At 38.8% G+C, this 14,118-nt stretch carries 22 protein-coding genes and 1 pseudogene; 2 read left to right on the top strand and 21 right to left on the bottom strand.

The features are described from left to right. Window positions 1-174: 174 nt before the first annotated feature. The 15 genes and pseudogenes from RWO85_RS06190 to RWO85_RS06120 all read right to left on the bottom strand — a co-directional run bounded on the left by RWO85_RS06190 (window position 175) and on the right by RWO85_RS06120 (window position 6,697). Complete coding sequence (locus RWO85_RS06190; protein WP_314414715.1) at window positions 175-1,068, bottom strand: helix-turn-helix domain-containing protein; 894 nt, start codon at window positions 1,066-1,068, stop codon at window positions 175-177. Window positions 1,069-1,088: 20 nt separating this feature from the next. Then, the gene (locus tag RWO85_RS06185) at window positions 1,089-1,283 is read right to left on the bottom strand and encodes a hypothetical protein (protein ID WP_314414713.1); all 195 of its coding nucleotides are present in this window, start codon (window positions 1,281-1,283) and stop codon (window positions 1,089-1,091) included. Between the two features lie 409 nt (window positions 1,284-1,692). After that, a complete protein-coding gene (locus tag RWO85_RS06180; RefSeq protein ID WP_314414711.1) occupies window positions 1,693-1,899 on the bottom strand; it encodes a bacteriocin immunity protein in 207 nt (68 codons plus the stop codon). Between the two features lie 77 nt (window positions 1,900-1,976). Next, window positions 1,977-2,156 carry a hypothetical protein gene (locus tag RWO85_RS06175; protein WP_314414710.1) on the bottom strand — a complete coding sequence of 60 codons (180 nt, stop codon included), beginning with the start codon at window positions 2,154-2,156 and terminating at the stop codon, window positions 1,977-1,979. 80 nt (window positions 2,157-2,236) lie between these two features. Beyond that, entirely contained in the window at window positions 2,237-2,452 is a 216-nt protein-coding gene (locus RWO85_RS06170; RefSeq protein ID WP_080550793.1) for a bacteriocin immunity protein, read from the bottom strand. A 3-nt stretch (window positions 2,453-2,455) separates the two neighbouring features. Further along, window positions 2,456-2,623 carry a bacteriocin gene (locus RWO85_RS06165; RefSeq protein WP_078836780.1) on the bottom strand — a complete coding sequence of 56 codons (168 nt, stop codon included), beginning with the start codon at window positions 2,621-2,623 and terminating at the stop codon, window positions 2,456-2,458. Between the two features lie 8 nt (window positions 2,624-2,631). Continuing rightward, window positions 2,632-2,832 (bottom strand): hypothetical protein, encoded by a 201-nt coding sequence (locus RWO85_RS06160; RefSeq protein WP_261102377.1) that lies wholly within the window; start codon window positions 2,830-2,832, stop codon window positions 2,632-2,634. 294 nt (window positions 2,833-3,126) lie between these two features. Beyond that, the gene (locus RWO85_RS06155; RefSeq protein ID WP_001024119.1) at window positions 3,127-3,306 is read right to left on the bottom strand and encodes a Blp family class II bacteriocin; all 180 of its coding nucleotides are present in this window, start codon (window positions 3,304-3,306) and stop codon (window positions 3,127-3,129) included. 208 nt (window positions 3,307-3,514) lie between these two features. After that, window positions 3,515-3,703: a class IIb bacteriocin, lactobin A/cerein 7B family gene (locus RWO85_RS06150; protein ID WP_000180826.1), complete on the bottom strand. Its 189-nt coding sequence runs from the start codon at window positions 3,701-3,703 to the stop codon at window positions 3,515-3,517. Between the two features lie 380 nt (window positions 3,704-4,083). After that, window positions 4,084-4,272 (bottom strand): hypothetical protein, encoded by a 189-nt coding sequence (locus RWO85_RS06145; protein WP_314414708.1) that lies wholly within the window; start codon window positions 4,270-4,272, stop codon window positions 4,084-4,086. A gap of 19 nt (window positions 4,273-4,291) precedes the next feature. Then, window positions 4,292-4,474, bottom strand: a complete 183-nt coding sequence (locus tag RWO85_RS06140) for a class IIb bacteriocin, lactobin A/cerein 7B family (protein ID WP_314414706.1) — start codon at window positions 4,472-4,474, stop codon at window positions 4,292-4,294. A gap of 109 nt (window positions 4,475-4,583) precedes the next feature. Next, the gene (locus RWO85_RS06135) at window positions 4,584-4,724 is read right to left on the bottom strand and encodes a hypothetical protein (RefSeq protein WP_261061981.1); all 141 of its coding nucleotides are present in this window, start codon (window positions 4,722-4,724) and stop codon (window positions 4,584-4,586) included. Between the two features lie 11 nt (window positions 4,725-4,735). After that, window positions 4,736-4,864 (bottom strand): smi_0059.1 family bacteriocin-like peptide, encoded by a 129-nt coding sequence (locus RWO85_RS06130; RefSeq protein ID WP_000658221.1) that lies wholly within the window; start codon window positions 4,862-4,864, stop codon window positions 4,736-4,738. A gap of 368 nt (window positions 4,865-5,232) precedes the next feature. After that, window positions 5,233-5,415 (bottom strand): annotated as a pseudogene (locus RWO85_RS06125) (LytTR family transcriptional regulator DNA-binding domain-containing protein); the annotation flags it as partial. A 157-nt stretch (window positions 5,416-5,572) separates the two neighbouring features. Further along, window positions 5,573-6,697 (bottom strand): N-acetylmuramoyl-L-alanine amidase family protein, encoded by a 1,125-nt coding sequence (locus tag RWO85_RS06120; RefSeq protein WP_314414704.1) that lies wholly within the window; start codon window positions 6,695-6,697, stop codon window positions 5,573-5,575. Window positions 6,698-6,988: 291 nt separating this feature from the next. Here RWO85_RS06120 and RWO85_RS06115 point away from each other — a divergent pair, with 291 nt between their 5' ends. Continuing rightward, on the top strand, window positions 6,989-7,120 hold the full coding sequence (locus RWO85_RS06115; RefSeq protein ID WP_314414702.1) for a hypothetical protein: 132 nt from the start codon (window positions 6,989-6,991) through the stop codon (window positions 7,118-7,120). 66 nt (window positions 7,121-7,186) lie between these two features. On the opposite strand, the gene RWO85_RS06110 is transcribed toward RWO85_RS06115, so the two are convergent. The 4 genes from RWO85_RS06110 to RWO85_RS06095 are packed head-to-tail and all read right to left on the bottom strand — an operon-like array spanning window position 7,187 to window position 10,351. Further along, window positions 7,187-7,420, bottom strand: coding sequence for an acyl carrier protein (locus RWO85_RS06110; protein ID WP_000136445.1), 234 nt, complete (start codon window positions 7,418-7,420; stop codon window positions 7,187-7,189). A 5-nt stretch (window positions 7,421-7,425) separates the two neighbouring features. After that, window positions 7,426-8,418 (bottom strand): phosphate acyltransferase PlsX, encoded by a 993-nt coding sequence (gene plsX, locus RWO85_RS06105; protein ID WP_314414701.1) that lies wholly within the window; start codon window positions 8,416-8,418, stop codon window positions 7,426-7,428. Further along, on the bottom strand, window positions 8,415-9,185 hold the full coding sequence (gene recO, locus RWO85_RS06100; protein ID WP_219138162.1) for a DNA repair protein RecO: 771 nt from the start codon (window positions 9,183-9,185) through the stop codon (window positions 8,415-8,417). The genes plsX and recO overlap by 4 nt, the downstream gene beginning before the upstream one ends. Next, entirely contained in the window at window positions 9,182-10,351 is a 1,170-nt protein-coding gene (locus RWO85_RS06095; protein WP_314414700.1) for a pyridoxal phosphate-dependent aminotransferase, read from the bottom strand. The genes recO and RWO85_RS06095 overlap by 4 nt, the downstream gene beginning before the upstream one ends. Before the next feature lie 148 nt (window positions 10,352-10,499). Between RWO85_RS06095 and RWO85_RS06090 the strand changes: the two genes are divergently transcribed. Next, entirely contained in the window at window positions 10,500-11,510 is a 1,011-nt protein-coding gene (locus RWO85_RS06090; protein ID WP_314414698.1) for a YeiH family protein, read from the top strand. 175 nt (window positions 11,511-11,685) lie between these two features. Here RWO85_RS06090 and RWO85_RS06085 read toward each other — a convergent pair whose 3' ends face one another. Both RWO85_RS06085 and polA read right to left on the bottom strand, forming a co-directional pair. Further along, window positions 11,686-12,123, bottom strand: coding sequence for a CoA-binding protein (locus RWO85_RS06085; protein WP_173875635.1), 438 nt, complete (start codon window positions 12,121-12,123; stop codon window positions 11,686-11,688). Window positions 12,124-12,208: 85 nt separating this feature from the next. Next, on the bottom strand, window positions 12,209-14,118 hold a 1,910-nt coding region (gene polA / locus RWO85_RS06080), incomplete at its 5' end, for a DNA polymerase I (protein WP_314414697.1).

Below are 14,118 nucleotides of genomic sequence, written 5' to 3'. Positions count from 1 at the left end.
ATATAAGAATACTTTATTCCATTAATATCTACCTGATATTATAGATAGAACCAAACTCCTATACTTAAAAGGACAAATAACGTTCCAACCATAATAAACCTCCTTTCTTTTTGGAATCGTTTTCTTTATGGGTTTAGTATAACAAAAACATGAAAAAACAACATGACTTAGAAGTCAGGTTGTTGGGAAATCTATTTGTTTTTCTGCTAAGATTCTCTGAACTAATACCTGATCGTCTAGCAATTCTGCTAGAGAAATCGCCTTTTCATAGAAACTTTCTGCCTCTAAAATATTCTTGTCTACAAATAAAGCATATTTTGCCTTTAGCAAAAATAGATGAGGTCGGTAAAAAACATGTCTTGTTTTAGCAATAATTTTCTCAAATGTTTGAATATATATCAGACTATCTTCTGTCTGAATTTGGATAAATAGGCTCAGAAGAACTTTTTCCATCTGAGCTAGGCTAGCCTTATCTTCATATTCTGAACATAGCAATACTTTTTGAGCTAACTCCTCAAAATGTTCTTTATCTTCTAATCCCATAGCACAACAAAAGAAATACAATTCAATAATCAACAAATCATTTACAGAAAAATATTTCTTTTTTAATAACTGCTGGAAATATTCTTCCACTAACCCTAAACCGTAGGTCGCATCTGAACTACCATAAATATCAAAACGAGCTTGTGTCACATCCACAATTAACTGCTCTTCCTCAGGCAAATTCTCATAATAGTTTTCATATATTTCCTCAAGTATAGCTTCTTTTCGTTCGATTCTTCTCTTATCAGCGTAGGTTTGAGAATGGATCAGCTCATCTTTTAGTTTTAGGAATGCTTTTGGAATCTCTATAGCCTTAACATCTACAATATTCTGTAATGATACTCCAAGTTTATCCGCAATCAATAATAATTTAGGAAGTGTTGCTAAAGCTTGCCCATTTTCAATACGTGCTAGCTGACGAATCGTCAACTCTGATTCATCTCCACAAATATCTATCTGAGTTTTTCCACAAGATCGCCTAATAGTTTTGATTTTATAACCAATTTCACGTTTCAACTCATCCATAGTAATACTCCTTAAGTTGATTACAAAGATTTCTTTTTCTTCCTAATTCTTTTGTCAATCATGTACAAAACGATAATCGAAAACAGCGGTGGTATAATATAACTCTTTTCACTCATTGTCAGCTGAAATCCCAGAGTTGCTAGTATCTTAAAGATGAAAATATTCATCAAAAATAGAAAAATAAATACTAAAAAATATCTTAAAATCTTCTTCATTTCTTTTCTTCAACTTTCCTAATTTCTACACCTATTTTATCAAAAAATACATATAAAACTCCAAATAAACTCCAAACGATATAAATAAACACCTCAACTGCACTTTTTGGATAAAAAAATAGGCAGAACAAACGTTATGCCTACTAAAAATATGGTATGAAAGGAAATTGATGTTTTACTGTCACCCTAGGCAAGCTTGGGACAAATAATCATTGATAGCAACCTTTACGACATCCTATTTAAAGTTACTTCAATTTTTAATGTCCCTGCTATTTCTAAACCACCTCTGGTATAATCTATTCATAGTCAGAATAGATTATACCGTTCTAAATTACGATTCATAGTTACTCCTTTTTTGATTCGTTAATATAAGACACCTATTCCCTATAGAGCGTCTACTGCTTCAAATTTATCTATTCTTTTTTTCTTTACTTCTATATAAAAGAATGAAGACCATCATAAATAATGCAACCGTGGGTATATTGAAACTATCAAACCAAGTAGGTAAAGATACTTTATTTATGTCAGCTACTAATCTGATGATTATATAAGACATTGAACCCAGTAATACTATAATTTCAGGCCAAACTTTCAGTATTGATTTAACAAATTTCATATTAAACTCCAATGTGATGCATTCTGAGATTATACTCTAGTCATTTTAGCACAGACCAACAAGTCATTCTTAACTGCTCACTCTACTCGCTTTTTATTGACCTTATATCCTAGATAAAAGAGCCCAAATAAAACGGGGTAAATTTCTGGATAAAATAGGGTATTGATCGGATTTTTCAAAATCAAATACGTTGCGATGTAGATTATGAGCGATACGGTAAAATAACCCTCAGAAAAGCCTAATAAGAATTGTTTCATGGTAGACTCCTATTTACCTGATAAGAAATGGCGGAAAGTTCTGCCATTCACATGCACAAAATCCCTTTGATTCAGATTCATCATTTATATCTTTGATTATTTTTTGACAAATCTTTGCGAAAAATACCAAAATATCCTGCGAAAAGCAAACCAACCAAAGTCCATTGCCAATTAAAGGATACTAACGAACCTGTACGAATCACATGAAGCGCGACATTAAGAGTTATTCCCAACAAAGGAAATATCGTGGCTAGTTTAGGTAACAATGTATTGAGATTAAGGTTGCGATTATTCATTATCTAACGCCCACGACGAGCCAAATCTGAACCAAATGTGTAACCAGCATTAAAAATTTGTACAGCAGCATTCAGTACTCCTGCAATCCCAACTGCTTCCGCAAGACCAAAACCACCTTTTGTTCCCACTAATTCATCGTCAGATAATTGATAAAATTGTTCTAAGTTCATGTTCGTCATTACTCCTTTATATTATATTTTATTGCTATGTAAATGATTAAAATGAGTATTGGATAAGTAAATACTTCTGAAATATCCATAAAATTTACACTATACTGTCCAGATAATATTTTATAATCAATTAAAATTTGAACGATAGTAAAAATAATACGTAGCGATAACAATACCCCTAATAATATCACTTCTTTTTTTAAAAACATAGAAATGCCTCTCTGACTACAATCAGATTATGGTCTATTCGCATAATACCCTAAAGCTGCTCCACCAGCAGGAAGTAATAATCCTTCGATAACAATCAATAAACCTACTTCAACTTATTCACTTTGCTCTACGATTTCAAATTGATTCAAATTTTGCATGTTATACCCCTCTTTAAATAATACTAGCTAAGCCAATAGTGAGTCCCACTAATAAACCTACCATCCCTGAAGCTGATATAATAATAGCCGCAAATTCGTTTGAAAAATTCATTGATTTCTCCACAGTGTTTTATCTTATCTGAAGTAACCCCATGCAGCTAGCCCTACAGCGGATAAACCACCGACAACATACCCTGCAACCTTGATTCCTACTGGAACTGCTACTACCGCTGCAGGAAGTACTCCTCCATCAACTGTTGCTAGTTCTTTTTCTGTCATTGCTGTAAACTGATGATCATTTACTAAAATATTCATTTTAACTTCTCCTTGTTCTTATTTACTTTTAATTTAAATATTTCTTTTTTATTAATATAGTATGTCAATGCTACTAACAAAATACAGCTCTCCAATGATACCTTTTCTAAATTAAGTAGAGAATAAATTAATAATATACTATAAGCTGTTAAAGCAAATCCTACATATATTTTTTTTAACATTCTATTCATAAAACTTACCCAAAGTTTTATTTTAGATTTTTTCCAACTTGATAAAGACCTGCTCCTAGTATAATAGCCCCTCCTGTTACAGAAAAACCTTTAAACGCAGCTACTCCAAACGCAACTACTAGTGGTGCAATTCCCCCATCTACATTCATCAACTCTTCTTCTGTAAGAGCTACAAAGTTCTGTTCCATTTTGTCAAAATTTGTCATCTTTTTTCTCCTTTATTTCTATTTTTTAGTTTACGATTTCTGGTTCTTAAAACATTTTAAAAACCAGAATAGATAAATTACTGAACTCCTTTTCCTTCCTTTTCGTCTCACTTATCTATTTGAGAAGTGATTGAAAATGAACAGGTAAATTTCATTTATTTTAAATACCATTTGATAAACCATGGCAATAAGATTGGTAAATACATCGCGTAATCTCCTTCCTTTTCTTCTCACTTATTTATTCGAAAAATAATTCGAAAATGTACAATTAATTAAATTTTATTTGAAAAATAACTCAGTGAACCATGGATAGAACATTGATATAAACATGAACTAGGCTCCTTTCTTTTTCCCTTTTACTTATCTATTCGAATTTTTTATTAAAACAAATAATTGTAAATTGTTTCGCCAAACTTCTGGCCTGCCCAATAAATAGGACCTGAAATTAATGTCCCTAAAGCATAAATCCCAACTACTCCAACTATGAAAATGAATACTTTTACAGGAATTGACTGCAAACTGTAAAAATTCTCTACCCTAGTAATCCAACTTTCTATTATGCGTTCCATTAGCGCTCTTCCTTCCCTGTTAACGTCCACGACGCTTAGCATGTGCTCCTGAAGCACCATCTACAGCACCCAATAAAAATGTTCCTGCAATTGCGACTCCTCCAACTACTACTAGACCAAACAACAAGCCTCCTTCTACATCGGCCAATTCCTCATAACTCATTACATGAAAACTATCTTCCATGTTTTTAATTTGTTCCATCTTATTCTCTTTTTTGATTATTAACGATTGAAGAAGGTAGTTATTTGTGTTTCATTTTTCATATATGCTATTCATTGTTGTAGATAAACTTTACTCTCTAAATCTTATCTTAGAATCCAAATAATGCACGACGTAACCATAGACCTGTATTTAAACCCCGTTGATAGCTTTCCTTGCTACCACCCACCAGCAAGGCTAAGTCGCTTTCCTTTAATACCTCAATAGTATACTTATCATTCATTTCATTCATCTCTTATCCTCCTAAAAACCAAAACCTCTACGAAATCCAATGTACCAATCTACAAGGGTCTTCGTCCAATTTTCTCCACCTTGAATATCGGTCAATTCTTCCGAAGTTAGCTCAACAAATCCGTAATAATGTTCTTTCATTATTTTATTCCTTTCTTTTTTCTCTTACTTATTTATTCGAAAAATAATTCGAAAATGTACAACTAAATTAAATTTTATTTCAAAAATAATTTAATGTACCATGAATAGAAAATCGGTAGATACATAAACCAGACTCCTTTCGTTTTCCTCTTACTTATCTATTCGAAAAAAATTTCGAAAATGAGCAACTAAATTAAATTTATTTAAAAAATAACTTAGTGAACCATGGGTAGAACATTGATATAAACATAAACCAAACTCCTTCCTTTTTCCTCTTACTTATCTATTCGAAAAAAAGTCAAAAAAATAAGAATATCAGAAAATTTTCCGATATTCTTATTGATAAACTCATTCAAATCTAACAGATATTAGACATTAAGATATTTTTTAAGTGTTCTTCTGGCTGTTCGCGATACGGGGAAGTGCAAGCCTTCTAACAGAGTCACTTCTGTCGCAGTCATCTCTTCAATGGCCTGTAGACTGACCAACGTATTGCGATTGGCATAGACAAAGTAATCTTTTTCAGCCTTGGCAGCGATATCCTTGAGGCTGCCATGACAGACTCCTTTTCATTATTTTATAGATAACTCTATCCCCTGTTCCATCTACAAAAGGCTTTAGTTTCCTTTTAAAATACAAGAAATCTAAAGCCTCCTGAAAATGGTATATTGGTTAGAGCGTTAACGATTAGTTGTGAAGATGTTATTTTTATTTAACCACAACCACTTTATAATATTCGTTTGAGTGTGGAGATTCAATCTTAATTTTTTCACCGTATAAACCATCGATTTCTTTATCCAGATAATCTGAAACTCCCGATGGCAAACGTTTCATCTTAAGAATCTCACCAGATTGATCCGCATAGGCTAGGATGTGATAGTGGGTTGTAGCCATACCATCATCAATTAATACAAAGTAACCTGTTTTGAGCTTACCTTGCTCATTTTCTAAATAGTATAATTTATTGTTATTGATTGTAAAGTGGGTAGCCCCAAGACGAAGTCGTACACCTGGATTTTCTAAATAGACATCATTGCCAACTTTTTTGATTTCTGAATAGGTTGTCATTGCTGGGATATTAACCACACGATATCCATTTTCATCAAAGTAGTAGCGATTTGGTAAGCTTTGGAAGTTCTGTACAACCGCCTTAGAATCAATTTCTTGTCCTTCTTCTTTATTATCCACTAAAGCTAAGGTAGTATTTGCAACCTCATCCCCATATTTGTCGGAAAACTTCTTGAACTCAGGTTTAATATACCAAGTGTTTTTAGCCACGATAACATCAGTATAGTTATGTCCGTCAAATTTTGATGTAATCAGATACTCATATCCATCACCTAAACGGACAATATCATCATCTTTATAAGGGCTATTTTTTAAAGTCAACATATAGCCATCCTTACCAATGACATAACTTTCCCCATCACTGGCTGGAACAGCTCTATCTGCGACCATAGCACCTGATTTTTCAAAGTAAGACCATTGACCATTGGCAGTCGCCCATCCTGTTGCCATAGCGCCACTGTCTTTGAGGTAATACCATGTAGACCCTTCTTTGTACCAGCCAGTACGCATAGCACCACTATCTGCTAGGGAATACCATGTATCACCGTCCTTGAGCCAGCCTGTCTGCATATTACCAGAATCGTCAAAATAGTACCAAGAACCAGCATTTTGTACCCATTTATTTTTAGCGAGACTGCCATCTTGTGAAAGATTCCAGTCAGCACCATTTTTAACCCAAGTATCTGCAGCCTGTGCTTGATTGATAGACAATAGTAGACCAGCACCTGCAAGCAAACCAAGTGTAAGTAGTTTAGATTTTTTCATAGCCATTTCCTCCTTTATTGAATAGCTATAAGAGGACTTCCCTCTTTATTTAGCTATATTCTAATACTTTTCATTGTCAAAATCAATAACATTGTGAAAAATTAGACAATATTACCAATATCTACGAATTGTATTTTGAGTAATACCATATTGCTATAACTCTATAAAAGTCCTTTCTTTTTCTCCTTTTGGAGATTGATTTTTCTGATTTCATTATATCCCTTATTTGTCCCTATATCTCTTCTGTCCCTAGAAAGACTAAATCTGTTCCTAAACGGTCACTTATATTCAATGAAAGTCAACGAGCAAACTAGGAAGCTAGCCGCAGGTTGCTCAATGCACGGCTTTGAGGTTGTAGATGTTACTGACGAAGTCAGCTCAAAACATGGTTTTGAGGTTGCAGATAGAGCTGACGTGGTTTAAAGAGATTTTCGAAGAGTATTAAACCAAATAAAAAATTCCAAAGCAAATGCCTTGGAACTCCGATTGCTATTTTGCTTGAATAATCTTAACCACATCTCCTACACTTTGGAGTTGGTCAATTTCCTCATCGCTGATTTCGATATTAAATTCATCTTCCAGTGTCAAGATAAACTCCATCAAGTCAACTGAGTCAGCATCCAAATCGTCTTTCAGACTCAAGGATTCTGTCACGACAAAGTCCTCTCCCTGTCGCTCTTGGATAATGGTCACAATACGGTCAAAAATTTCTTTTTCTGTCATCTCTTTTATTCTCCTGAAAATTCACGCGCAGTCTGGGCAACTACGTCTGTTTCTAGCATGGTACGAATCTGGCGGATTGTACTATAAACAGCCTTGGCATCGCTTGAGCCATGAGTCTTGACAACAGGTGCCTTGACACCAAACAAGACTGCTCCACCAACATCTGAATAGTTGAGCTGTTTTTTCAAACCTCTGAGGCTGTCCTTGAGAAGGAGTGCGCCTAGTTTTGCTCGAAGACCACCACCTGTAATAGCTGTCTTGAGCAAGCCCATGATTCCCATAGCTGTCCCTTCAATGGATTTGAGCACTGCGTTTCCCGTGAAACCATCTGCTACGACAACATCCGCAACGCCATTCATCAAATCACGTGCTTCCACGTTTCCGATAAAGTTCAAACTTTCATCAGCTGCTAGTAATTCGTAAGTTTCCTTACGAAGCGGGTCACCCTTACTACTTTCTGTTCCATTGTTAAGTAAGCCAACACGTGGTTGCGCAATTCCACGGACATTTTTAGCATAGAAGGAACCTAGAACCGCGTATTGATGGAGGTGCTGGGCTGTATTTTCCGCATTGGCACCGAGGTCTAGCATGTCAAACCCCTTCCCATCAATAGTCGGCAAGGTTGACATAAGTCCAGGACGGTCGATATTCTTGATACGACCCACGATGAAGAATCCAGCAGCCAACAAAGCACCTGTATTCCCAGCTGAGAGAACAGCATCTGCTTCGCCTTCTTTGACAGCCTTGGCCGCCAAGACCATACTGGCATTTTTCTTCTTCCGAATAGCTCTCGTAGGTTCATCGTCTGAATCAATCTTCTCATCCGTATGGATAATGCTGACGCGCTCTGTCGCTGTCAAATATTGCTTGATTTTAGTTTCATCTCCGTAGAGTTGAACCTCAATATCTGAAAAGTCAGCTAGGGCTTGATTGACACCCTCAACGATGGCTTGAGGTGCGTAATCGCCCCCCATGGCATCTACTGCGATTTTTTTCATTTCTTTTCCTCTTTTAGTAATTGTCCCCAGTCTGCTAGGGAATCAATAAATTTCTTTGATTTTAGGTGAATCCCCACGTACTCTTCATAGAGTTGATCCATAAATTGGCGTAAGTCTTGCTTGATTTCAGGCTTGAGCGAAATGGTCTCCAAGGTCTCAAAATCAATGGCTTGAAATTGATTGAGCAGATAGGGGATATTGGGATTGAGATGGCAACGTCTCTCATCCTCATGATAATGCTCTGGGCAGAGGCAGGCTCCATATTTGAAAGAAAAATCAAAAGCCTGACCAACCCGATGACAAAAGACACACTCATTAAAATTGAGACTGATTCCAAATCGGGTCAAGATTTGGATTTCAAAAATGTTGGTCAAAACCTGATAATCCAAGCCTGCTTCCATCAACTCCAAAGTCTTTTGCAAAAAAGCAAACAAGGGAGCATCCTGCTGATTGTCCTGCAAACTAGCATCTGCAAGAGCCGCCACATAGGTCGCATAGGCCATGACAAAGAGGTCACTATTAATCTTGGGAAAGGTCATCACCTCGTGATAGTCCTCGATGTAACTGAGCCCATCATCATTGATTCGCAAGAGAAATCGTGCCAGCACCAAGGGCTGAATAACTGGAGCCAGCTTAGACTGACCAGCGTGTTTAACAAAAAACATGCGTTTGCCAGCCTGCTCTGTAAAAATCTTGACTAGCTTATCATCCTCCCGAAAATTGCGATTGTAGAGAACCAAGCCTTGACTCGTGATAGACTGAATCATGCTTCTCTCATGTACTCCTCAAGTCGTTTCATGGCTTCTTTAATCGTCTCCATGCTGGCTGCATAAGATAGGCGAACATAACCTTCCCCGTAACGTCCAAAGGCTGCACCAGGGATAAAGGCAACGGCCTTCTTCTGAGCAAAATCCTTGAGAAAGGCAAAGGAGTCTTGATTGTAGCCCGCTGGAATCTTAGCAAAGATATAGAAGGCACCGTCTGGTTTAATAATCTCAAAACCAAGAGTAGTCATCTTTTCGATGATATAGTCCCGACGCTGGATGTATTCCTTCTTCATAGACTCCGCATCGTTTTTACCAGCCGTCAAGGCTTCTACTGCAGCATGTTGGGCCATGGTATTTGCAGCAGTAACCAAATATTGGTGACTCTTGATTAACTGGGCTGTGAAGGTTGCAGGAGCGAAAATCAGACCCAAACGCCAACCGGTCATGGCATGCGATTTAGACAAACCATTGATAATAATAGCCTGATCTCTCAACATCGTTCCTAGAGACACATGGGCTTCGCCCGTATAGGTCAATTCTGAATAGACCTCATCACAGACAACGAAAATCTCATACTTGCGTAAAACGTCTGCCAAGGCCTCCAACTGCTCCCGACTATAGGTAATTCCTGTCGGGTTGGCTGGATAGTTGAGAATAACCGCTTTGAGCTTGTCTCCCTGCTCCAAAATGGCCTTCTCCAACATTTCAGGAGTCAGGACAAAACCATTTTCAGTTGTGTCAATCTCGACAACCTCTGCCCCAACTAGATTGACAATCGGCTCATAGCCTGGATAAGCGGGAGCTGGCAAGAGCACCTTGTCTCCCTCTTCCAAAATAGCCGTCAAAGTAGCAGATAAGGCCTCTGTCGCCCCAATTGTAACCAAAATTTCATTCTCAGGAGCATAGTCCAGTTGGTACTTTTCCTTAACAAAGTCACTGGCCGCCTGACGTAGAGTCAGCAAGCCACTCATCCCTGTATAGTAGGATTGATTCTGGTCAATCGCTCGCTTGGCCGCCTCCTTGACATGATCTGGCGTTGTAAAATCAGGTTCCCCCAAGGTCAAACGCAAGACCCCAGGAATCTCAGAAATAGCCTGGTCAAACTGACGAATCAACGAAACTTGAATCTTATCTAACTGTTTATTAAAGCGCTTAGTTAAGTCCATAGATACCTCCTACTTTCAAAACGTATCTCTATTATACTACAAAAGCCCCCCGACCGCAAAAATACATTAGAGAATAGCTTTCCACTTTCTATTTTACTTTTCCTGTTTACAGGTCTATAATGGTAACAGATTCTATTTGGAGGTTTTTATGTCATTTCTATCAAAAAATGGAGCAGGCATCTTGGCCTGCCTTCTCATTTCAATCGTATCTTGGTACTTAGGAGGATTCTTCCCTGTCATTGGCGCACCCGTCTTTGCGATTTTCATAGGCATGCTTCTCCATCCCTTTCTCTCGCCTTATAAACAACTGGATGCTGGATTGACCTTTAGTTCCAAGAAATTGCTCCAGTATGCCGTTATCTTGCTTGGTTTTGGTCTCAATATCTCGCAAGTCTTCGCAGTTGGGCAATCTTCACTCCCTGTCATCCTGTCCACCATTTCAATAGCCTTGATTGTTGCCTACCTCTTCCAGCGCTTCTTTGCACTGGATACAAAACTGGCTACCTTAATCGGAGTGGGATCTTCGATCTGTGGGGGCTCTGCCATTGCGGCAACAGCGCCCGTTATCCATGCCAAGGAAAAGGAAGTAGCCCAAGCAATCTCCGTTATCTTTTTCTTCAATGTCTTGGCTGCACTCATATTTCCAACGCTAGGTACCTGGCTTCATCTATCCAATGACGGCTTCGCCCTCTTTGCAGGAACTGCGGTCAATGATACTTCCTCTGTAACGGCTACAGCCAGCGCCTGGGACAGTCTCTACCAAACTAATACCCTCGAATCCGCAACCATTGTCAAACTCACACGTACTCTGGCTATCATCCCCATCACTCTCTTTCTCTCCTACTGGCAAAGTCGCGAGCAAAAAAATAAGCAAGGCCTGCAACTGAAAAAAGTCTTCCCACTTTTTATCCTTTACTTTATCCTTGCATCTCTCCTAACCACCCTCCTGACCTCTCTCGGGGTATCCAGTAGTTTCTTTACCCCACTCAAACAACTCTCCAAATTTCTCATCATCATGGCCATGAGTGCTATCGGTCTCAAAACAAATCTGGTCGCTATGGTCAAATCCAGTGGAAAATCTATTATCCTCGGAGCCATCTGCTGGATTGCCATCATCCTCACTAGTCTTGGTATGCAGACCCTTATCGGCATTTTCTAATACTCTTCGAAAATCTCTTCAAACCACATCAACGTAGCCTTGCCGTAGGTATGGTTACTGACTTCGTCAGTTCTATCTGCAACCTCAGAACAGTGTTTTGAGCAGCCTGCGGCTAGTTTCCTCTTTGATTCTCATTGAGTATAACACAAAAGGTAGCCCATCAGCTACCTTTTTCTTATGCTTCCTCAATCAAGCGTGTATGTTCTCTCTTGATGCAACGATTCATCACGATATCATCGCATCCACCAGCACGCAAGATTTCTTCCGCCTCTAGACTTTCAAGTCCTAGCTGTGCCCAAAAAATCTTGGCATCAGCTTTGAGAAAATCACGCGCCACATCAGGCAAAAACTCGCTGCGACGGTAAACATTGACAATATCTACAGGAAAAGGAATCTCAGCTAGGCTGGCATAAGCCTTTTCACCCAAGATTTCGCCACCTGCTGCCTTGGGATTGACTGGGATAATTTTATAACCTCGATCCTGCATTTCCTTGGTCACTCGATTGCTAGTTGTTTCTTCACGGTCTGATAAACCCACCACAGCAAGGGTTTTACTCGTTGCGAGATACTGACGAATCACGCCATCACTTGGATTGATAAATTCTTGACTCATAGAAATCCTCCTTTTTCATCAGTATAGCACATTTTGAAAAGGCTTGCAGAATTCTACTACAAAAAAAGGAGGACTAGCCCCCTTTTTATTTAGCCTCGTACCAGGTTGCCCCTTCATTTTCGTCTGCAATGAGGGGAACACTGAGTTGAATGGCTTCTTCCATAGTTTGTTTCACTAATTTTTTCATCTCTGCTAATTCAGATTTAGGCACTTCAAGGACGATTTCATCATGCACTTGTAACAGCATCTTAGTCTGATAACCACCTGCAACCAAGGCTTTATCCAGCTGAATCATGGCAATCTTGAGAATATCTGCCGCCGAACCCTGGATAGGAGAGTTGATAGCAGTCCGCTCTGCAAAACCACGAATATTGAAGTTACGCGAATTGATATCTGGCAACTCACGACGACGCTTGAAGAGGGTCTCTACATAGCCCTTATCACGCGCCTCACGCACCACTTCATCCATGTAGTTTTTAATACCTGGGAAGCGTTCAAAGTAGGTATCAATGTAGGCTTTGGCCTCCTTACGGCTAATGCCCAAATTATTAGACAAACCAAAGTCTGAAATCCCATAAACCACTCCAAAGTTGACAGCCTTGGCATTGCGACGGTCGTTTGCAGTCACATCCTCAGGACGCTCAATGCCAAAGACCCGCATGGCTGTCGAAGTATGGATATCTGCCCCCTCTTGGAAAGTCTTAATCAAGTGCTCATCCTTAGAAATATGCGCCAAAACACGCAATTCAATCTGCGAATAGTCCGAACTGAGCAACACACTATCCTTCCACTCTGGCACAAAAGCCTTACGAATGAGACGGCCTTGTTCCAAACGCACAGGAATATTTTGCAAGTTTGGATCCACACTAGACAAACGCCCAGTCTGGGTCAAATCCTGAACATAGCGAGTATGAATCTTGCCATCAGCCAAAATCCAGTCCTGCAAGCCAATCACATAAGTAGACTGAATCTTAGCAATCTGACGGTAGTCGAGGATTTTCTTAACAATCGGCGCAATAGGAGCTAGACGCTCTAACACATCTACCGCTGTCGAATAACCGGTCTTAGTTTTCTTAGTGTATTCTAGAGGTAGCCCCAATTTTTCAAAGAGAAGCACGCCCAACTGCTTAGGCGAGTTGATATTAAACTCCTCACCAGCCAGTTCGTAAATCTCCTGAGTGAGCTTTTCAATGACAAGCTCATTTTCAGCCTGCATCTCAAGCAAGGTCTCTTTCTTGACCGTAATCCCAGCAATTTCCATCTTGGCAAGGACAAAGGCCAGAGGTTGCTCTATATCATAAAGAAGCTCTAATTGCCCATTTTCGATAAGTTTTTCAAGCAAAACAGGCTCTGTTTCGACCAAAACAGCAAGCTTACGAGCCAAGTGTTCCAAGAATTTCTCGCGTTCAGGAATGGCTCTCTTGACACCCTTACCATAGAAAGTTTCATCATCGACCAAATAAGTCTGACCATAAAGACTAGCAATAGTCGCAATTTCATTGTCCTCCACAGTCGAAAGGAGGTATTTAGCCAAACGGCTATCAAAGGCAGGAGCCTGCAAATCCACACCAAAACGATTTAAGAGAACTTTAGCCTTCTTAAAGTCATAAATTCTCAAAGGTGTTTTTTCTAAAAAATCCTTGAAAATAGGGTCTTGCAACAGCTCAAGCTTGTCTGTAGCATAGAGCTTATCTCCACAAGACCAAGCAAAACCAACTAAATCATCCGTATGGTAATTTTCACCAAAAAGCTCAAAATGGAAGATAGACTCTTCACTCAGCATATCTTGACTGATTTGGTCAACGATAGTAAAGTTCAAACTCTCAACCACATCAGCTGACGATGCATTTAAAGCCTGTTTGAGCTGTTTAAAACCCATCTCATCGTAGAATTTCCCAAGATTTTCCACATCTGGACCACTATAGACCAAATCCTCCAAACCAATCTCAATCGGTGTCTTGGTATCAATGGTCGCCAGTGTTTTAGACAAAAAGG

It is taken from the genome of uncultured Streptococcus sp. (assembly GCF_963521865.1).
Taxonomy (GTDB): Bacteria; Bacillota; Bacilli; order Lactobacillales; family Streptococcaceae; genus Streptococcus.
The sequence above is the reverse complement of the archived record's forward strand: the minus strand, read 5'-3'. Positions and strand labels throughout refer to the sequence as shown.